Annotated in this window: 16 protein-coding genes; 8 read left to right on the top strand and 8 right to left on the bottom strand. The window is 62.1% G+C overall.

Annotated features, from left to right (window positions below; all coding sequences use genetic code 11):
- Window positions 1–63 precede the first annotated feature (63 nt).
- Entirely contained in the window at window positions 64–1,140 is a 1,077-nt protein-coding gene (locus FRH_RS04410; protein ID WP_139525941.1) for a substrate-binding domain-containing protein, read from the bottom strand.
- Between the two features lie 138 nt (window positions 1,141–1,278).
- Here FRH_RS04410 and FRH_RS04415 point away from each other — a divergent pair, with 138 nt between their 5' ends.
- The 5 genes from FRH_RS04415 to FRH_RS04435 are packed head-to-tail and all read left to right on the top strand — an operon-like array spanning window position 1,279 to window position 7,310.
- Entirely contained in the window at window positions 1,279–1,773 is a 495-nt protein-coding gene (locus FRH_RS04415) for a formate dehydrogenase subunit gamma (protein ID WP_139526236.1), read from the top strand.
- Entirely contained in the window at window positions 1,770–3,326 is a 1,557-nt protein-coding gene (locus FRH_RS04420; protein ID WP_139525942.1) for a formate dehydrogenase beta subunit, read from the top strand. The genes FRH_RS04415 and FRH_RS04420 overlap by 4 nt, the downstream gene beginning before the upstream one ends.
- Complete coding sequence (fdhF, locus tag FRH_RS04425; RefSeq protein WP_139525943.1) at window positions 3,323–6,208, top strand: formate dehydrogenase subunit alpha; 2,886 nt, start codon at window positions 3,323–3,325, stop codon at window positions 6,206–6,208. The genes FRH_RS04420 and fdhF overlap by 4 nt, the downstream gene beginning before the upstream one ends.
- Window positions 6,133–7,053 (top strand): formate dehydrogenase accessory sulfurtransferase FdhD, encoded by a 921-nt coding sequence (gene fdhD, locus FRH_RS04430; RefSeq protein WP_231125646.1) that lies wholly within the window; start codon window positions 6,133–6,135, stop codon window positions 7,051–7,053. Before fdhF ends, fdhD begins: the two co-directional genes overlap by 76 nt.
- An 11-nt stretch (window positions 7,054–7,064) precedes the next feature.
- Window positions 7,065–7,310, top strand: coding sequence for a formate dehydrogenase subunit delta (locus tag FRH_RS04435; RefSeq protein ID WP_139525944.1), 246 nt, complete (start codon window positions 7,065–7,067; stop codon window positions 7,308–7,310).
- A 73-nt stretch (window positions 7,311–7,383) separates the two neighbouring features.
- Here FRH_RS04435 and FRH_RS04440 read toward each other — a convergent pair whose 3' ends face one another.
- The 6 genes from FRH_RS04440 to FRH_RS04465 form a co-directional block, all read right to left on the bottom strand.
- The gene (locus FRH_RS04440) at window positions 7,384–8,334 is read right to left on the bottom strand and encodes a D-2-hydroxyacid dehydrogenase family protein (protein WP_139525945.1); all 951 of its coding nucleotides are present in this window, start codon (window positions 8,332–8,334) and stop codon (window positions 7,384–7,386) included.
- Complete coding sequence (locus FRH_RS04445; protein ID WP_281997864.1) at window positions 8,334–10,289, bottom strand: TRAP transporter fused permease subunit; 1,956 nt, start codon at window positions 10,287–10,289, stop codon at window positions 8,334–8,336. Before FRH_RS04445 ends, FRH_RS04440 begins: the two co-directional genes overlap by 1 nt.
- A gap of 98 nt (window positions 10,290–10,387) precedes the next feature.
- On the bottom strand, window positions 10,388–11,365 hold the full coding sequence (locus tag FRH_RS04450) for a TAXI family TRAP transporter solute-binding subunit (RefSeq protein WP_139525947.1): 978 nt from the start codon (window positions 11,363–11,365) through the stop codon (window positions 10,388–10,390).
- Between the two features lie 202 nt (window positions 11,366–11,567).
- Window positions 11,568–12,476 carry a LysR family transcriptional regulator gene (locus FRH_RS04455; RefSeq protein ID WP_219862188.1) on the bottom strand — a complete coding sequence of 303 codons (909 nt, stop codon included), beginning with the start codon at window positions 12,474–12,476 and terminating at the stop codon, window positions 11,568–11,570.
- On the bottom strand, window positions 12,473–13,198 hold the full coding sequence (locus FRH_RS04460; RefSeq protein ID WP_281997865.1) for a haloacid dehalogenase type II: 726 nt from the start codon (window positions 13,196–13,198) through the stop codon (window positions 12,473–12,475). Before FRH_RS04460 ends, FRH_RS04455 begins: the two co-directional genes overlap by 4 nt.
- Window positions 13,195–14,106: a LysR family transcriptional regulator gene (locus tag FRH_RS04465; protein ID WP_139525950.1), complete on the bottom strand. Its 912-nt coding sequence runs from the start codon at window positions 14,104–14,106 to the stop codon at window positions 13,195–13,197. The genes FRH_RS04460 and FRH_RS04465 overlap by 4 nt, the downstream gene beginning before the upstream one ends.
- A gap of 182 nt (window positions 14,107–14,288) precedes the next feature.
- Between FRH_RS04465 and FRH_RS04470 the strand changes: the two genes are divergently transcribed.
- Genes FRH_RS04470 through FRH_RS04480 form a run of 3 tightly spaced genes read left to right on the top strand, consistent with a single transcriptional unit; the run spans window position 14,289 to window position 18,431 of the window.
- Window positions 14,289–15,485 (top strand): CoA transferase, encoded by a 1,197-nt coding sequence (locus FRH_RS04470; RefSeq protein WP_281997866.1) that lies wholly within the window; start codon window positions 14,289–14,291, stop codon window positions 15,483–15,485.
- 12 nt (window positions 15,486–15,497) lie between these two features.
- Complete coding sequence (locus FRH_RS04475; RefSeq protein ID WP_281997867.1) at window positions 15,498–16,406, top strand: hydroxymethylglutaryl-CoA lyase; 909 nt, start codon at window positions 15,498–15,500, stop codon at window positions 16,404–16,406.
- Between the two features lie 60 nt (window positions 16,407–16,466).
- Window positions 16,467–18,431: an aconitate hydratase gene (locus FRH_RS04480; RefSeq protein WP_281997868.1), complete on the top strand. Its 1,965-nt coding sequence runs from the start codon at window positions 16,467–16,469 to the stop codon at window positions 18,429–18,431.
- Here FRH_RS04480 and FRH_RS04485 read toward each other — a convergent pair.
- Complete coding sequence (locus FRH_RS04485) at window positions 18,428–20,215, bottom strand: methyl-accepting chemotaxis protein (protein ID WP_139525954.1); 1,788 nt, start codon at window positions 20,213–20,215, stop codon at window positions 18,428–18,430. The two genes, FRH_RS04480 and FRH_RS04485, sit on opposite strands and share 4 nt — an antisense overlap.
- Between the last annotated feature and the right edge of the window lie 268 nt (window positions 20,216–20,483).

Here is a 20,483-nt window from a genome sequence, read left to right on the forward strand (position 1 = left end):
GAGAACCGGTCTCGCATGTGCCCTCGGTGTTCATTGGCAGCCGTGGTTTTTCTCGAACGTCGTTCACGAAGGAGGGTCGATCGCGTCGAGCACTTCGTCTACCGACATCACCTCACCGCACCGGCTGGGGGCGTACCCCGGTAGTTGGCTAACGGCCTCCTGGAAAGGCGTACCGCGCAGCGTCTTCAAAAAGAGCTGAACGCGGGGCTCTTTCAAGGCGCGGTGGTGGCAGGCCAGCAGGTAATCCTCGGTGGCCAGCGGAAGGAAATCGAGCCCAAATTTTTGGGCGGCTGCCTCCACCCCAAAACCGACGTCGGCCATGCCGGCCGCCACGTAGGCGGCGACGGCGGAGTGGGTGTACTCCTCGATATCAAAGCCGCGAATCTGATGACTAGGCACGTGCGACTCTTCCAATAGGCAGTCTAGCAGCGAGCGTGTACCTGACGAGCGTTGACGATTCACGAAGCGAATGCCGCTCGCGTTCAGCGAGGTGATCGCGTCGATACCCAGCGGGTTTCCTGGGGCCACCATCAGTCCCTGGGTGCGGGCAATGAAGCCGATCACCCGATGCTGCTGAGGCTTGAGTAGACCGTCATACGTGGCCCGCACACGCTCACCGACCGACCCACGCGGCAGATGAAACCCTGCTACGTCGCACGCCCCCCGTTCGAGCGCGGCCAGCGACTCATGGGGGCTGCAGTACTGCAGGTCCAGCGGCAGCGCTTCCAGGTGCTTGGGCAACAGCTCCACCGCAAAGCCGTGGCTGGCGTGCAGCCGCAGCACCGACGAGGCTCCCTGGCAAAGCTGCTGAATGGTGAGGTTGAGCTCCGAGCCGAGACTCTCCAGCTGTGGCCCTAGACGAGCCATCGCGCGCTGTTCGGCCCACAGCAGTTTTTCGCCGAGCAGCGATAGCTTGGCACCGCGTCCCCGTTGGAGTTCCACGAGCGGCACGCCAAAAAAATCGTCGCCCTGACGCAATAAGTTCCAGGCATGCCGGTATGAGACACCCACCTCTGCGGCGGCTTTGGTTAACTTACCCCGTCGATAGACCGCGCCCAGCAGGCGAAGTAACTGTACGTCGAGCTGATGTCCCGCCTCGTCTCGAAAGCACCAGCTAGGAATGACGGAGATTTTTTTCATTGGCACAAACTTTCATATTTTTTAGCTCGTAACTTGATGCTAGCGTGAAATTAACCGTGATGCACGCGAAATGACCATTCAAATATAGGCAAAAACGTGCATATTTATAATCAACAATTTGCACCGGGGAGAGACATGATGAACGGGTCTCCAAAATGGTCGCTGCCGTCGATCCAAGCCGAGATCGATGCGCTCAAACACCTACCAGGCGCGCTGCTACCGATCCTCCACGCCTTGCAGGATCGCTTCGGCTTCGTGCCATCAGACGCCATTCCCCTGATCGCCGAGTCGCTGAAGACGACCCGCGCGGAGGTGCACGGCGTCATTACCTTTTATCACCATTTTCGCACCACGCCGCCAGGCCGCCACGTAGTACAGGTGTGCCGCGCCGAAGCCTGCCAGGCGGTGGGTGGGCGGGCGCTCGAAGTCCACGTTAAATCTCGCCTGGGGATCGATTACCACCAGACTACCCCGGATCGAGAGATCACCCTGGAAGCCGTTTACTGCCTGGGCAACTGCGCCTGCGGCCCGTCGGTCCGCGTGAACGACGAGGTACGCGGCCGCATCACGCCCGAGGCGTTCGATACCCTAATGGACGAGCTACAGACGCAGCCCCTGGAGATGATCTCATGAGCGTGCGCGTCTTCGTTCCCCGGGAAACCACCGCGCTGTCATTAGGTGCCGATACCATCGCGCGACGCCTGGAGCGCGACGCCGCCGCCCGGCACGAAGGCATCACCCTGGTACGCAACGGCTCGCGAGGGCTGTTCTGGCTCGAACCCATGATCGAGGTGGAGACCCCCAAAGGGCGCTTCGCCTACGGGCCGGTCACGCCTAGCGACGTCCCCGAGCTGCTCGATAGCGGCATGCTGGAAGGCTGCATTAGTCACCCGCTAGCGCTGGGGCCGGTCGACGAGATCGAGTACCTCGCCCGTCAGCAGCGCCTGACCTTTGCCCGTATCGGTATCACCGACCCGCTCTCCATCGACGACTATCAAGTCCACCGCGGTTTCGCCGGTTTGGAGGTCGCCTTGGCGCTGACGCCCCAGGCCATCGTCGATGAAGTGAAGGCCTCCGGGCTACGCGGGCGCGGCGGCGCGGCGTTTCCCACCGGCATCAAGTGGCAGACGGTGCTGGATGCCCCCGCCGACCAGAAGTACATCGTCTGCAACGCCGACGAGGGCGACTCCGGCACGTTCGCCGACCGGCTGGCCATGGAGTGCGACCCCTACATGCTCATCGAGGGCATGACCATCGCCGGGCTCGCCGTGGGCGCCACACAGGGCTATATCTACCTGCGCTCCGAGTACCCGCTGGCGAAAAAAGTGCTCGACGAGGCCATCGCCCGCGCCGAACGGGCGGGCTTCCTGGGTGACGACATTCGCCACAGCGGCCACACCTTCCACCTGGAAGTCCGCCTGGGGGCCGGTGCCTATATCTGCGGCGAGGAAACCTCGCTGCTCGAAAGCCTGGAGGGCAAGCGCGGTCTGGTACGCTTCAAGCCACCGCTGCCCGCCATCGAGGGGCTCTTCGGCCGCCCCACCGTAGTCAATAACGTTCTCTCCTTAGCAGCGGTGCCGTTCATTCTGGCCGAAGGGGGCGACGCCTATGCGAACTACGGCATGGGCCGTTCGAAGGGTACGCTGGCGCTTCAGCTAGCGGGTAACGTCAAGCGCGGCGGACTGGTGGAGCTGGCCTTTGGCACCACTTTGCGCACGCTGATGGAGGAGTTTGGTGGCGGCACGCTCACCGGTAAGCCGTTGCGCGCCGTCCAGGTAGGCGGCCCGCTATGCGCCTATCTGCCCGAGAGCCAATGGGACATGCCGCTGGATTATGAAACCTTCGCCGAGGTAGGCGCAGGCATTGGTCATGGCGGCGTGGTGATGTTCGACGACAGCGTCGACATGGCCGAGCAGGCGCGCTTCTCGATGGAGTTCTGCAAGGTGGAGTCCTGCGGCAAGTGCACCCCGTGCCGCATTGGCTCGACCCGTGGCGTGGAGGTGATCGACCGCATTCGCGCGGACGATGATCGTGAGGCCAACCTCGCGCTGCTCAGTGACCTTTGCGACACGATGGTGGATGGCTCGCTCTGCGCCATGGGCGGCATGACCCCCTTCCCGGTACAGAGCGCGTTGAAACACTTCCCCGGCGACTTCCAGCGCCCGGCGAATGGAGAGTACTCATGATCCAACATTTCGATCCCCGCCGTCAGGCCAACAGCGTCGACTTCAGCCGCGACTTCGGCACCCCCGCGCCAGCCCCCGGTGCGGCCAACGTCAACCTCGAGATCGACGGTGTCACGCTCAGCGTGCCGGAAGGCACCTCCGTACTGCGCGCCGCCGCCCTTGCCGATATCAGCATCCCCAAGCTCTGCGCCACCGACAATCTCGAGGCGTTTGGCTCTTGCCGCCTGTGCGCCGTCGAAATCGAAGGGCGTCGCGGCCTGCCCGCCTCCTGCACCACGCCAGTCGCGGAAGGCATGAAGGTAACGACGCAAAACGCGCGGCTCGCCAAGCTGCGCCGTAACGTGATGGAGCTCTACATCTCCGACCACCCGCTGGACTGCTTGACCTGCCCGGCCAATGGCGACTGCGAACTGCAGGACATGGCGGGTAGCGTCGGCCTGCGCGAGGTGCGCTACGGCTTCAGCGGCGAGAACCACCTGGAAGCGGTCAAGGACGAGTCCAACCCCTACTTCACCTTCGACCCGAGCAAGTGCATCGTCTGCTCGCGCTGTGTGCGCGCCTGTGACGAGGTGCAGGGCACCTTCGCGCTGACCATCGACGGCCGGGGCTTCGACTCCAAGGTGTCGGCGGGCCAGAACGACGCCTTCATGGACTCGGACTGCGTCTCCTGCGGCGCCTGCGTGCAGGCCTGTCCCACCGCCACGCTGATGGAGAAGAGCGTAATCGACCAGGGCGTGCCGGACAGAAGCGTGGTGACCACCTGCGCCTACTGCGGCGTGGGCTGCTCCTTCGAAGCGCAGATGAAGGGCGACAAGCTGATCCGCATGGTGCCCTACAAAGGCGGCGACGCCAATCACGGTCACTCCTGCGTCAAAGGGCGCTTCGCCTTCGGCTACGCCACGCACAAGGATCGCATCCGCGAGCCCATGATCCGTGACAGCATCGACCAGCCTTGGCGCAGCGTCTCCTGGGAGGAGGCCATCGGTTTCGCCGCCCGCCGCCTACAGGAGACCCAAGCGCGCTACGGTCGTGAAAGCATCGGGGGTATCACCTCTTCCCGCTGCACCAACGAAGAGACCTATTTGGTTCAGAAGCTGATCCGTGCGGCGTTCGGCAACAACAATACCGATACCTGCGCGCGGGTATGCCACTCGCCCACCGGCTACGGCCTGAAGACCACGCTGGGCGAGTCGGCCGGCACGCAAACCTTCGACTCGGTGATGAAGGCCGACGCGATCATCGTGATCGGCGCCAACCCCACCGACGCCCACCCGGTGTTCGCCTCGCAAATGCGCAAGCGCCTGCGCCAGGGCGCCAAGCTGATCGTCGCTGACCCGCGCCGTATCGATCTCTTGAAAACGCCGCACATGGGCGAGGCCCAGCACCTGCCGCTGCGCCCGGGCACCAACGTAGCGCTGGTCAACGCGCTGGCCCACGTGGTGATCAGCGAAGGCCTCGAAGACACGGCGTTCGTCGCCCGTCGCTGCGATAGCGAGGCGTACCAGAGCTGGCGCGCCTTCATCGAAGACCCGCGCCACTCGCCGGAAGCCAGCGAAAGCATCACCGGCGTGCCCGCCGAGGCCGTGCGCCAAGCGGCACGCACCTACGCCACCGCCGACAACGGCGCGATCTACTACGGCCTGGGCGTCACCGAGCACAGCCAGGGCTCGACCATGGTGATGGGCATCGCCAACCTCGCCATGGCCACCGGCAACATCGGCCGCGAAGGCGTGGGCGTGAATCCGCTGCGCGGCCAGAACAACGTGCAGGGCTCCTGCGACATGGGCTCTTTCCCCCACGAGTTGCCGGGCTACCAGCACGTCGCCGACCCCATCGCCCGTGGCCGCTTCGAGGCCGTGTGGGGCGTGAAGCTCGACGACGAACCGGGCCTGCGCATTCCCAACATGTTCGATGCCGCCATCGAAGGGAGCTTCAAGGCGCTCTACGTACAGGGCGAGGACATTGCCCAGTCCGATCCCAACACCCAGCACGTCGAGGCAGCGCTCTCGTCGCTGGACTGCCTGATCGTGCAGGATATCTTCCTCAACGAGACGGCCAAGTTCGCCCACGTACTGCTGCCGGGATCGAGCTTTTTAGAGAAGAACGGCACCTTCACCAACGCCGAGCGGCGCATCAACCGGGTACGTAAAGTGATGCCCGCCGTAGCCGGTATGGAAGATTGGCAAGTCACCCAGGCGCTGGCCAACGCCCTGGGCGACCCGATGCACTATACCCACCCCTCCGAGATCATGGATGAGATCGCGCAGCTCACCCCGAGTTTCGCGGGCGTTAGCTACGCCAAGCTGGAGGAGCACGGCAGCCTGCAGTGGCCATGTAACGCCGACTACCCGCTGGGCACGCCGACCATGCACGAGCATGAATTCCCCATTGGCCTGGGCCGCTTTGCGATCACCGAGTACGTGGCGACGGAAGAGCGCACCAACCGCCGCTTCCCGCTGCTACTCACCACTGGCCGCATTCTCAGCCAGTACAACGTGGGCGCCCAGACCCGGCGCACCGACAACCAGTACTGGCACGACGAGGATGTGCTGGAGCTACACCCGTCTGACGCCGAGGTACGCGGCGTGCGCGACGGCGACTGGCTGGGTATTACCAGCCGCTCAGGCCAGACGGTACTGCGCGCCCGACTCAGCGAACGTATGCAGCCCGGAGTCGTCTATACGACCTTCCACCATCCAGGTAGCGGGGCGAACGTGATCACCACGGACAACTCGGACTGGGCCACCAACTGCCCCGAATACAAAGTGACCGCCGTGCAGGTAGAAAAAGTCAGCCAGCCATCGGCTTGGCAACAGCGTTTCAACGCCTTCGATCAGGCCCAGCGCGACCATTTGGCCAAGGCGCACCAGGAGGCGCCATGAGCGCAGCGGACACCCGCCATGCCTCGGCTTCGGCCGAGGCCGCGCTCATGCGCCTGCCGGTGGAGGAGCGCCGCGGCAGCAACGGCTGGCATGCCGACACCCACGAGGATGGCCTGGCCCTGGAGCAGCCGGTCGCGCTGGTCTACAACGGAATTTCGCACGCGGTGATGATGGCCAGCCCGACGGATTTGGAGGCGTTCGCGCTGGGGTTCAGCCTGACCGAAGGCATTCTGCACAGCGCCGACGAGTGCTACGACCTAGAGGTTCACGAAGCTCCAGGCGGTTTGGCCATTCACCTCACCATCGCCAGCCAGCGAATGGCCGAGCTCAAGCAGCGACGGCGCAGCCTGACGGGGCGGACCGGCTGCGGGCTGTGCGGCACCGAAGCGCTGGAGCAGGCCATCCGCCCGATCCCAGCAGTCACCGCGCCGTCGCTGAGCGACGCCGCCATCCAGCGCGCGCTTCAGGAGCTGTTCGCCCACCAGCCGCTCCAGGCCGTGACGGGCGCCAGCCACGGCGCGGCCTGGTGCGATCTTCAGGGGCGCGTCCAGTGGCTCTGCGAGGACGTGGGTCGCCATAACGCCCTCGACAAACTGGTTGGCACTTTAGCGCGCGAGAACGCGCCTTTGGCCAGCGGCTTCGTACTGGTCACCAGCCGTGCCAGCTACGAGATGGTCCATAAATGCGCCAGCGTGGGCATCGGTGCCCTGGTGGCCGTCTCGGCGGCGACGTCGCTGGCCGTTGAGCAGGCCCAAACCGCAGGGCTCTTTCTGGCAGGCTTTGCACGGCCCGGCCGCCACCTGATCTACCATCGCCCCGCCACGGCGGCGGTGGCCCACGGCTAAGGAGCCACATCATGTCGTCGAATCACACCACGCAACTAATCAGCATGACCAACCAAATCGCCGCTAACCTAGGCGGCGGTCGCGATGAAGAGGCCGCCGCCGCAGCCACCTGCCGCCACCTGGAAACCTTCTGGGCACGGTCGATGAAGCAGCGCCTGGTCGCCACCCTGGAGCACGACGATACCGAGCTCTCTCCACTAGCGAAACGTGCCGTCGTTCTACTCAGTGAGCGGCTCGCCGAGCGCCAGGCGGGGTAGTAAATCGGGCGCGCAGATACAAACGGGGGTGGCCAGTCGACCACCCCCGTTTGCATCGTCATGATGGGACAGATCAAGCCTCAGCCAAATTATGCCCGGTCTGGCCTGCGTCGAACGCCAGTACGTTATCGAACGCATCGCCAAAATAGAGCTCGTAGCTATCTTTCTCTACATAGCCCAGGTGAGGCGTGGCCAGAAAGTTGGGCAGCGCCAGCAGCGTATGTTCCACCACCGGTTCTTCATCGAACACATCCACGGCGGCCATGCCAGGGCGACCCGCTTTCAGCGCTGCTTCCAACGCGCCCGCCTCCACTAACGGCGCGCGGCTGGTATTCACCAGCACGGCGGTTGGCTTCATGCTGGCCAAATTCGCGGCCGTGACGATGCCGCGGGTTTCCGGGTTCAAGCGCAGGTGCAGGCTGAGCACATCGCTGCGCTGGAAGAAATCCTCTTGCGAGGCCGCGACCTCAAGCCCCGCCGCAGCGGCCCGCTGGCGGGTGCCTTCACGTCCCCATACCAACACGTTCATCTCGAACGCCTGGCCGTAGCGGGCGACCAACTGACCAATTTTGCCGTAGCCAAATACGCCCAGCGTGCGCCCTTTCAAGCCAGTGCCCAGGGTCCGCTGCCAGCGGCCTGCCTTGAGGTTTGCCATCTCTTCGGGAATGCGTCGCATGGCCGAGAGCACCAGCCCCCAGGTCAGCTCGGCCGCCGCAAAGGGCGAGCCGGTACCGGCCAGTACCACCACACCGTGCTCGCGGCAGGCGGCCATGTCCACATGGGCCGCGCCGCCGCCGGTTTGGCTGATCAGCTTGAGCTTGGGTAGCCGCGCCAGCAACGACGCGGTGATCGGCGTGCGCTCGCGAATCAGCACTAGCGCGTCGGCGTCTTGAAAGCGCTCGACCAGCGCGTCTTCCTCGCTGACGGTGTCGTTGTAAATGGTGACCCGGTGCCCCGCCAGCTTGGCGAAGGCATCGAGTTCACGCACGCAATCCTGGTAATCATCGGGAATGACGATGTGCATCAAAGCGGCTCCTTGCTCGGTGAACGCGCTAAAGAGCGATCCCCTTTAGCGGAATGGCTGAAAAACCGCTGCCAGGCGAAGATGCCGACGATGACGGCAATACCTACGACGTCCGTCATGACCTGACCGTTGATCAGCATCAGCGCGGCAAACAGCAGCAAACCGCGCTCTATCCAGGAGCAGGGGCGGGCAAAGTAGCCGATCGTCGAGGCCGCCAAGGCGATGATGCCCAGCACTCCCGAGGCCACCGCCATGGCGATGTCCAGCTTGGAGCCCTGCCCGAGCAGCGGTGGATGGTAGATAAACATAAACGGAATCAGGAAACCGCCCAAGGAAATTTTCGTCGCTGTCAGTGCCGTACGGAACCAGTGGGATCCCGCAATCGCCCCGCCAATGTAGGCCGCCAGCGCCACCGGAGGCGTCACACCCGACAAAATTGCAAAGTAGAGAATGAAGAGGTGAGCAGAGAGGCTCGGCAAGCCCGCCTCGACGAACGCAGCGGCGACCACTGACGCCGCCAGCATATAGGCGGCCACGGTGGGCAAGCCCATACCGAGAATGATGGCCACCACCATCGCTAGTAGTAGTGTGACCAGCACGTCACCGCCGCTCACCATCAAAATCAGCGAGGAGACTTTCAACCCTAGCCCGGTGATGCTGATCACCGCCGCAATGATCGCTACGCTGCCGATGATGACCGCAATCATCGCCGCGGTCATTGCCCCAGCTTCCAACGCGGCCGGTAGCGATTTCACCCGCTCCCAGAGCGTGCCTTGGCTGCGCGGCGACACCAGGTATAGCCCCATGGCGGTGAAGTAAGCCGCCACGGCGGCGGTAGTGGGCGTGTAGCGCAGCACCAGCATGGTAATCAGTACCACTAGCGGCAGCAGCAGGGTTTCGACATTGAAAAGCCCCTCCCGCAGCGTCGGGCGCTGGTCTTTCGGGATCGGGTTCAACCCCAGGCGTTTGGCTTCGAAGTGAACGCTCATCCAAATGGCAAGGTAGAACAACAGCGCAGGAATCAGCGCGGCGCTGATGATATCCAAATAGCTCGTGGAGATGACATCGGCCATCACGAACGCCGCGGCGCCCATGATCGGCGGTAGGATTTGCCCACCCGTCGAGGCAGAGGCCTCCGTGGCGGCCGCAAAGCGCGCGCTGTAGCCGTTTTTCTTCATCAGCGGAATGGTGAATACGCCGGTAGTGGCGACGTTGGCGGCGGTACTGCCGCTGATGCTGCCGAACATCGCGCTACACAGCGTAGCGGCTTTGGCAGGGCCACCTGCCATACCGCCCGTCGCGGCATTGGAGAGACGCATGAAGGTGTCACCGCCACCGGTGGTGACCAAAAGCGCGCCAAACATGATGAATACGACAATGACGGTGGATGAGGTGCGCATCAGACTGCCGAAAATGCCGGTTGGCCCTAAATAGAAGGTGGCAACGAGGTCATCCCAGCGGAACCCACCGTGCCCCCAGACGCCGGGCAGATGTTGCCCAAAGGCGGCATAGGCCAACGCAATCAACACCAAAATGGGGAACGCGAGGCCAATCGCCCGACGGCAGGCTTCCAGCAACAGTAGAATCGCGCTCACGCCGAAGACAAGATCCAGCGTCGTGGGCATTAAGTAGCCCAGCTGATAGATGATGCGATCGAAGTGATAAACGTAATAGGCGCTGATCACCACGCTCAATAAAATCGGAATGACATCGAACCACGGAATGCGCTGGGTATCCCGCACGCGGCAGTGGTACGCCAGAAAGATCAACGGCAGCGCAAACAGCAAATGCACCGCATTTTGGGTGTTCACCGGCCCAGTGACGGCGGTATAGAGGTGGAAAATGGCCATTGCCACCGCCGCCGTGCGGGCCACCATAAACCAGGCGCCGGTAAGCTGCCGCTTGCCTGCATCCTCCTGGTATTTTTCGACGACTGATTCTTTTGCGGTTTCCATGGGGGAACTCCCGCGCCGCCTATCAAGGGGAGGCTAGGCGGCGCGTCAGGCTAGTAGCAAACCACCCCGCCCGTAGAGGAGCGGGGGGCATGGGCGGGTTACTGCGCTTCAGGCGGAATGATGTCGGCGGGGATCTCCAGCCCTAATTCCTGGTAGTAGCGCAGCGCGCCAGCATGCAGCGGGAAGGTGGCCGTATCGACCACGGTTTGAGGATCGACGCTGCCCGCAGGTTTGAAGGAAGCAGCCACTTCGTCGTGATTTTCCCAGTAGGCTTTGGTGAGTTCATACACGGTGTCGGCATCGAGGTCGGTGGTGGCCGCAATGCCCATGTAAATGCCCAGCGACTGCGCTTCGCTCATGCCGGTGTAGGTGTCGGCCGGCACGATGGCGGGCGACAGGAAGGGCAGCTCAGTGGTCACCGTCGATACTTGCTCATCGGTGAGTGACAGCAGCTGTAGCGGCCGCGAGGAGTGCACTTCGGTGAACAGCGGAATGGGCGGTACGCCGTTATAGCTAAAGCCCACTAAACGACCATCGGTGACCCCTTCCGCCGCATCGTTGACGCGCATGCGCTGGAAATCGGGCTCGATGCCTAGGATGCCGAACACCTGCTCGGTGATGTACTCGCCACCCCCGCCGATGCTGCTGGGGTTGAAGCGCTCACCGTTGAGGTCTTCGAAGGTCTCGATGCCACTGTCCTGACGAACGGCCCAGTGCATGGTCGAAGGCGCAATCCAGTACACCAAGCGCACATCGGGGTTGGGCATATCGGCAAAGCGGCCTTCTCCGTTGTACTGTTCGTAGCCCACTAACGCCTCGGTGAAGGCCAGGTCCAGTTCACCGTTGGTGAGGCGAATGGCGTTTTCGCGGGTGCCGCCGGTTTCCCGCACGGTAATTTCGTAAGGCGTGTTGGCGCTGATCACCCGTGCGCCTTCAGAAATACCAAAGAACCAACCCGTGCCCGTCGGCACCGAACCCATGTTGAGTGCCGTTTGCGCTTGGGCAGTCGCAGCGGTCAGCGCGCTGACGGCCAGCAGAGAAGCAGGAAGTACGTGGCGTAATTTTAGCGTCATCATTGTTATGTCCTCAAAGCGTCGGGAAGCATGTTGTGATGTTTTGTGCTGTGGGAGGCCTGAACTGCACCTCTCCCGAGAACCGAGTCAGCAAGGGGAGTCGCTTAACGGTGACTAAAGTGATACCGCCAATCCAGAGAGCTGTACATTGGTCATTGATGAACCTGCCTTCTCCAAACGCGAAAGCAGCGCCACCAACGTGGCGTCAAAGCGTCGTTGAAGCGCCGTTGGCGGCCTGAGTCAAATGCTCCACCAGCACTCGCGCCGCCATGGAAAGTCGGTCTAAATCTTTGACATAAATACTCAGCTTGCGCCGTGCCCAGTCGTCCTCGATCGGTAACACGGTCACGTTGAGCCCATCCACGTACTGACGAATCGCCCCACGAGGCAGCACGCCGACGCCTAGCCCCGCCTGTACCATCAGGCAGAGCGCATCGTAGCTGGTCACCTGAATACGAATACGTAGCGTTTTGTTGGCTAGGCTGGCCGCCCGCATGATCTCTAAGTTAATTGCGCTGGCGGTGTGTAGACCCACATGGGGGTAGTCCAAACATTCTTGAAAAAACACCCTCTCCCGCGTGGCCAGCGGGTGATGCTGGGGCACCACCAGCACCAAATCATCGACATGGTAGGGGAACTCGATCAGGTCATAGCCGTGCAGCATCTGCGCACAGACCCCGATGTCGGCGTTGTTGTTCATCACTTCACGGGTGATGATCGGGCTGACCTTCTCTTCCAACTGCACGCCAATATCCGGATGCCGCTCGAAAAAGGCACGCATTTCATGGGGCAGGTATTGGGTGATCGCCGACATATTGGCGAAGACCCGCACGATGCCTCGCTGGCCGCTGGCGTAATCGCGCATCTGCAGGTCGAGGTCTTCTAAGTTGTGCAGAACGCCTCGGGAAAGATTGAGCAGTGCGCTGCCCGCAGGCGTTAGCTCGATGCCCCGGTTATTGCGCTTGAGCAACGGCGTATTGAAGTACGCCTCCAGCTCGCTCAGGCGCTTACTCACCGCAGAGGTCGCCATGAACGATGCATCCGCCGCGCCAGTGATGGTGCCCAGCTCGGCCACTTTCACGAACAGCTTGAGCGAGGTGGGATCGAGTTTCATGAGAGCTGTCGCGCCAAGTCGAGGAAGTCTTCTGCGACCAAATCGAAGCGGGGGTCGACGCTCAAGTCCGGCGTGGAATCGGGCCCAAACTCTAACGGGCGCTTCACGAAGGCGGTGCGCATACCCTCCCGGTGAGCGGCCTGTAAATCGTCTTGATGGGCGGCGACCATCAATATTTGCGACGGCTTCAGGTCGAGGAGATGGGCCGCCATGTGGTACACCTCCGGGTCGCGTTTATAGTGCCCGGCAAGCTCCGAGGAGAGCACGCAGTCCCAGGGTAGCCCCGCATGGCGCGCCATGTTCACTAGCAGCGAGATATTACCGTTGGAGAGCGTGGCCAAGATATAGCGCTGTTTGAGCTGCGTTAGACCGTCCACGCTGTCTGGCCAGGGCATCAAGCGGTGCCACACGCGGTTGAGATGCGCTTTTTCGGCGTCATCCAACTGCTCGGCAATATCAAAGGCGACCAGCAGTCGGTCGAGGGTCATGCGGTGCAGGTCATCCAATTTGGTCCAGGGCAGCTCGCCTTGGCGGACGCGGTTCATCGCGGGGGCGTAACCAGCTCGCCACTCGTCGGCAAACCGCGCCCAGTCGATAGTCAGCCCTTTGGCCTGGTTCAACCGTTCGCCTTCGCGGATGACGCTACCGCGCCAATCCACCACCGTACCGAACACATCGAAAGTGAGCGCTTTAATCTCGTGGGCAATGCCTGTTGTTGTCATGGAGTCTCTCCGATGGCGCCTGTAGAAGTGAGCAAGTGATCGACCAAGTGGCGAGCCACTACGGGCAGCGCTGCGTAGTGGCGCATACCGATCACCAGCTCGCGGGTGGCCCAGTCGTCGGCCAGCGGTATCATGCGCAGCTTGAGATCGTTCAAATCGCGGTACAGCGTGCGCTGCGGCAATACGCCGATGCCCATCCCGTAATGAATCATGCGGCAAATGGCATCGAAGCTGCGCACCTGTATACGCATGCGCAGGGTGCGCCCCGCTTGGCTCGCTTGCTCGTGGAGCAGGGATTGCAGCGAGGCATCCTGCTGCAAACCGACAAAATCGTACTCAGCGGCCTGATGTAAATAGAGTTTGTCATGCACCGCCAGCGGATGGTCGTGGGGAGTCACCAGCACCAGCTGATCGCGCCGGTAAGGACGCACTTCCAGCTCGTCGGCGGCGACGTGGCTGGCGAAGATGCCGATATCCGCCACGCCATCGCGCACGGCGGTAATCGCCTCGCTGCTGGTGCGCTCCTGCAAATCGATTTTGATTTGCGGGTACTCCATGGCAAAGGCGCTCAAGTCTTGTGGCAAAAACGCAATGATGGCCGAGGTATTGGAGTGAATGCGCACATGCCCCCGCACCCCTTCCCCATACTCGCTCAGCTCCGCCTGTAGCCGTGCCACGTCCTCCAAAATACGTCGGGCGTGGTGTAAAAACGCGCGCCCCGCCGGGGTCAGCTCCACGCCGCGGGGGCGGCGATAGAGAAGCTCGGTGCCCACCAGCGTTTCTAAATCGCTCACCCGCTTGCTCACGGCCGCCAGCGCCAAGTGTTCGCGCTCGGCAGCGGCGGTCAATCGCCCTTCGTCGGCAATCGCGACGAACAGCCTCAACGTTACAAAATCGAATCGCAGCATCACGTTTACCACGTCGTTATGGAGTAGGCCGTACCGGTCGCCTGCGAAAGGGTTCGTCGCTGGCGAACGTCTAGTTCCTGATTGCCTAATTGTGATGCTCAGCAGGCTCACAGATGCTTGAGGAACAACAAGGCATACAGACACGCTGACGCGACGGCTCAGCATTACCAGGAGCGTTCATTATGACCACCCGCCAGCTTCCTCTCGATGGCCTTAAAGTCGTAGAGCTTGGCCAGCTCATCGCCGGGCCGTTCGCCACCAAGCTGTTGGGCGAATTTGGCGCCGACGTGATCAAAATCGAGCCGCCCGGCACCGGCGATCCCCTTCGCAAATGGCGTATTCTCGAAGAGGGCACATCGCTGTGGTGGCATGTGCAAAGCCGTACCAAGCGCTCGGTCACGCTGGATCTGCGCAGCGAAGAGGGGCAAGAGATGGTGCGCCGCTTGGCCGCCGAGGCCGATGTCATCGTCGAAAACTTTCGCCCGGGCACGCTAGAGGGTTGGGGGCTGGGGTATGAGGCCCTCTCCACGATCAATCCTAAACTGATTATGGTGCGCGTATCCGGATTTGGCCAAACCGGCCCCTACCGCAACAAGCCAGGCTTTGGGGTCATTGGTGAAGCCATGGGCGGGCTGCGTTATTTAACCGGCCACGCGGGTGAGCCGTCGGTACGCGTAGGCGTGAGCATTGGCGATTCGCTCTCGGCACTTTACGCGGTCATCGGCACGCTGCTGGCCCTACAAGAGCGCCAGCGCAGCGGCCTAGGGCAAGAGATCGATGTCGCTCTGTACGAATCCGTGTTCGCCATGATGGAGAGCCTGCTGCCGGAGTTCGATGCCACCGGCCAGGTGCGGGAACCGAGCGGCAGCGCGCTGCCCGGCATTACCCCCTCCAACGCCTACCGTACCTGCGAAGGCGAGTATGTGCTGATTGCCGGTAATGGCGACAGCATCTTCAAGCGTTTGATGGGCGTGATTGGCCGTGAAGACCTCGCCAACCATCCTGCCATGGCCCACAACGATGGCCGCAGCCAGCACGCCAACGAGATCGACGCGGCCATCGAAGCCTGGACCCAGACTCGCCGCCGCGACGATATTCTCAGCGCCTTGGACGACGCCCGCGTACCGGCGGGCTTCCCCTACACCGCCGCCGATATCGCCAACGACCCCCACTACCTCGCCCGGGAGATGATTCAAACCGTCACCCGCGCCGATGGCCGCCCGCTCAAGGTACCGGGCGTGTTGCCCAAATTAAGTGCCACGCCCGGCAGGCTGGGGCAAGGCGGGCCGTCGCTCGGCGCGCATACCGATGACGTACTCGACGAGCTGGGCATCGATGCCGCCACCCGCGACAAGCTACGCCAAGCGGGCATCATCTAAGTGGAGACCCCCATGACGACGTTACAAATCAACGAAGTGGCCCCGCGTGATGGCTTTCAGAGCGAAGAGCGCTTCATCCCTACCGAGCAGAAAATTGCGCTGATCGATGCCCTCACCGCCACCGGCATTGCGCGTATCGAAGCGACGTCTTTCGTTTCGCCCAAAGCCATTCCCAACCTGCGCGATGCCGCCGACGTGGTGAGCGCCATCCAGCGCCGCGAGGGCGTGGACGTGACCGTGCTGGTGCCCAATCTCAAAGGGGCCGAGCAGGCAATGGCGTGTGGCGTGGACGAGATCAACCTAGTCATGTCGGCCAGCAACGCCCACGGCCGCGCCAACCTGCGCATGACCCCGGAAGAGTCGCTGACACAGTTCGGCGCCATCCTTCAGGCGGTGCGCGGTAGCGGCGTCTTCATCAACGCTTCGCTCTCCACCACCTTTGGCTGCCCGTTCGAGGGGCAAGTGCCCGAGGCACGCGTGTTCTCCCTCGTCGAGCAGCAGCTAGCGCTGGGCGTGGAAGGCATCACGCTGTGCGATACCACCGGCGTGGCAAACCCCGCCCAGGTAGAGGCGCTCTGCCGCCAAGTGCTGGAACGCTTTCCCGGCGTGCCGTTTACGCTGCATTTTCACAACACCCGCGGCATGGGGCTGGCCAACGCCTTAGCGGCGTGGCAAGCGGGCATTACCCGGTTCGATGCCTCGCTGGGCGGCTTGGGCGGCTGCCCGTTTGCCCCTGGTGCCACGGGCAATGTGTGCACCGAAGACCTCGTGCATATGTTCGAGCAAATGGACGTTGCCACCGGCGTGAATTTGCCTGCCTTGCTGGACATATCCGCCACGCTACCGGCATTGATTGGCCATGAAACGCCCGGACAAGTGGTGAAAGCCGGCAGCGCAGATCGTCGTTACGCCCTGCCTTGAATACGTTTTTCCCCTACCTCCTCTGAGCTTTCGATAACAACGACAATCGGATAACTGACCATGACCTCAACCTCCTCTGCTCAACCTTTAAACCTTGCCCAGCAACTGCTCCAACGCCATCTCGTCAGCGGTGACCTAACCCCGGGCAGTGAAATTGCCCTTCGCATCGACCAAGCCCTGCTGCAAGACGTGTTAGGCACGCTGGTCATGTTAGAACTAGAAGCCATGGGGCTCGATCGTGTGCATACCGAGCCCAGCGTGCAGTACATCGACCACGGCTTGGTGCAGGCCGATAACCTGAACGCCGAAACTTACTTGTTTTTGAAAAGCGCCTGCGAGCGCTTTGGCGTGTGGTATTCAGGCCCCGGTAACGGCATTAGCCACCCGGTGCATATGGAAAACTTTGGCGTGCCGGGCCAATCCATCGTCGGTTGCGACAGCCACACCACGGCGGCGGGTGCGCTCGGGATGCTGGCGATTGGCGCGGGGGGTATCGAAGTGGCCATGGCGATGGCGGGCGAACCGCTGTATGTCACCATGCCGAAAATTTGGGGCATCAAACTGGAAGGTCAATTGCCCGATTGGGTCTCGGCGAAGGACATCGTGCTGGAATTGCTGCGACGCCACGGCGTGGCGGGTGGCAAAAACACCATGATCGAGTATTACGGACCGGGGCTTGCGCATCTTTCTGCCATGGACCGCCATGTATTGGCCAACATGGGCACCGAAATGGGCGCCACGGCCACGATCTTCCCCAGTGACGAAGAGACCCGGCGCTTTTTAGCCTCCCGAGGCCGGGAAGCCGACTGGGTGGCGCTGGCCGCCGAACCCGGCTGCCACTACGACCTGCACGAAACGCTCGACCTCAGCCAGTTGGAGCCCATGATTGCGCTACCTTCTAGCCCCGATAACGTCGTCACCGTGCGCGAGGCAGCAGGCCAGCCGCTGCATCAGGCCTACATCGGGTCGTCGGGCAACCCGGGGTTTCGAGATTTTGCCGTGGTGGCCGAGATCGTTCGCGGCAAGCGCGTCGCCGACGGTGTCTCGCTCGATATCAACCCCTCTTCCCGTCAGGTACTGACGACACTGATCGAGCAGGGTTACCTGGCCGACCTGGTCGCCAGCGGCGCTCGGCTGCACCAGGCGGGCTGTAATGGCTGTATCGGGATGGGCCAAGCTCCCGCCGTGGGGCTCAACAGTCTGCGTACCGTGCCGCGCAATTTTCCCGGGCGCTCCGGCACGCGGGAAGACAGCGTGTTCTTGTGCAGCCCTGAAACGGCGGCGGCCTCGGCCATCCAGGGTGTCATCACCGACCCGCGAACCCTCGACATGCCTTACCCCCGCCCCCAGGAGCCCGTCCAGGTCAAGGTGGACCGTGACATGTTCAAGGCGCCACTTCCCCTTGAAGAAGCCCGGTTGAAAGCGCTGCAGAAAACCGACAACACCCCTGCGCTGCCAGAACTCAGCCCGCTGCCCCATCGTCTCGACATTCCCGTCCTGCTGGTCACGGGCGACAATATCTCCACCGACGACATCATGCCCGCCGGACAGCGGGTGCTGCCGTATTGGAGCAGCGTGTATGCGTCGGCGCCGTTCACGTTCGAGGCGGTCGACCCGACCTACGCCGAGCGCGCAGACAGCACCCGCACCCAGGGCGGGCACGCAATTATTGGCGGGGCGAATTACGGGCAAGGCTCCAGCCGCGAGAATGCCGCACTGGTGCCACGCTATTTGGGGCTACAGGTGGTGGTCGCGAAGAGTTTTGCGCGGATTCACTGGCAAAACCTGATCTGCTTCGGGGCTCTACCACTGACGTTTACCCACGAGCAAGACAATGCCCTACTCGCAGAGGGCGACCGCTTGGTGATCGAAGATCTCTATGGGCAACTGGAGTGCGGGGACACGCTGACCGCGCATGTCCCCGGTAAAGGCGAGCTGACGCTACATCATGGTCTCAGCCCCCGCCAGCGGGAGCTGATCGCGCAAGGTGGCGTGATCAACCACCTGCGCCAGCGTCACGCTTAGAACTCTTCCCAGTCGTCTGCGCTATGCTCGGCAGACGACGGCTTGGCGGCCAGGGCTGGACGCTTGAGCTCCTGGCCCGCCCCCGTGCCGTTGGCGCCGCTGGCGGGCAACGCTTGGCGCGCCCCGCTGCGTGACGGCGCTGAGGCGCTGTCTTCTCCTAGCACGAACGAGTTGATCAGTTCGTTCAGGTGCTCGGCGTGGCGGCGCATGTCCGCTGCGGCGGTGGTGGCCTCTTGCACCATGGCGGCGTTTTGCTGCGTCATGGTGTCCATCTCCGCCACGGCGGTGTTGATCTGACCAATACCACTGCTCTGCTCTTTGGCCCCCGCGCTGATTTCACCGATCACGTCAGTGACCTTCGAGACGCTTTCGACGATGTCACGCATGGTGGCCCCTGCGCTGCGGACCAGCTCCGCACCGGTGTGGGTGTGCTGTACGGATGCATCGATCAGCTCGCGGATCTCTTTCGACGCGTTACTGGAGCGACTGGCTAGCGTGCGAACCTCCTGAGCCACCACCGCAAACCCACGACCGTGCTCCCCTGCGCGGGCGGCTTCGACCGAGGCATTAAGCGCCAGAATATTGGTCTGGAAGGCAATCGCGTCGATCATCGTGATGATGTCACTGATACGCGAGGCGGAGTCGTTGATATCGCGCATGGTGCGCTCGACCTGCCCCATGGCCTCTTCGCCTTGGTGCGCCACTTCGGCGGTGGACTGCACTAACTTGTTGGCCTGCTGGGCATTATCGGCGCTGTGGTTCACGGTGGACGTGATCTCTTCCATGGAAGCCGAGGTTTCTTGCAAGTTGGCCGCTGCCTGCTCGGTGCGCGTCGCCAGTTCTTCCGAGCTGTGGGAAATGTCGCCCGCCGAGTGGTAGACGCTTACGGTGCTGCGGCGTACGTCGCGCAGGGTATCCTGCATGCGGCCAGCAAAGGCGTTGAACTGGACAGCGAGGTTCCCCACTTCATCGTTGCTCTCTATGGTAAGACGACGGGTTAGGTCACCACGACCCTGGGCAATATCAAGCATGGCATCAGCAGCACGTTTGATCGGGCCTACCAAACGACGAACGAAAGCATACGTCAGCATGGCTATCGCGATGAACAAGGCAGCCGCCATCAGGACAGTGATCCCGATAGAGTCACGTAAATCGCTCATCGCCCGTGTTTCGATCTCGGCCAAGGCGTTTTCCATATCCACCACGTAGACCCCCGCACCGATCAGCCAATCCCACTTTTCGAGGCGCCCCACGAACGAGTGCTTCGTTTCCATGGCTTGCGTGCCGGGGTGATCCCATACGTAGCTATAATAACCACCTCCGCTACGAGCAAGCTCGATGATGTCACGAATCAAATAGGTGCCATCGGGCGTTTGCGCATCGATCATATTGGTCCCCTCTCGCTCTGGAGCGGGTGCCGTGACGATATTGTTACCGTCGAAGTCATAAATGAAGAGATAGTTGTTATCTTCAAACCGCATAGCACGGATGATACTGGCCACTTCTTGTTTCGCCGCTTCATCGTTAGGCCCTGCTGCCTCATAGATCGGGGCAATGGCCGTCATGGCCACTTGGACAATGTCTTGGACGGCTGCTCGGCGCTCTTCGATCAACATGTTGCGCTGTTCGGCCAACATCTCCTGAGTATCTTGCGTGCGGCTATACGCATCAAACGACACCAGCGCAACGGTGACCAGCAGCAAAGGAAGCAGCACCAACATCAGTACTTTGGTTTGCAGACTCGAACGGCGCTTTTTCAGCGTGGAGGGGGGATTACTCGTCATGACGTTTCTTCCAATGGAGTCGTGGTCAGATATTTGAATTTTTGTAAATTCATTATCGACCTACTTGCCATCAGCTTTAGCTTGGGATGCGTTTTTTAGTTTATGGACAGTAAATTAGCGTATGAACAGCCGTTTCATAACATGGGTTAAGGTTATCGATCGATTATCGGTTCACTGTGACGGAGTGGTGGCCAGGGACGGCCCGTTTTGGCGCGGTGCCAGCCACGAAACAACGCTGCCCAGCACCGGGTTTCCCGGGCTGGGCAGC

Origin of the sequence: Halomonas sp. A020 (assembly GCF_027943625.1) — a bacterium.
GTDB classification, from domain to species: domain Bacteria; phylum Pseudomonadota; class Gammaproteobacteria; order Pseudomonadales; family Halomonadaceae; genus Vreelandella; species Vreelandella piezotolerans.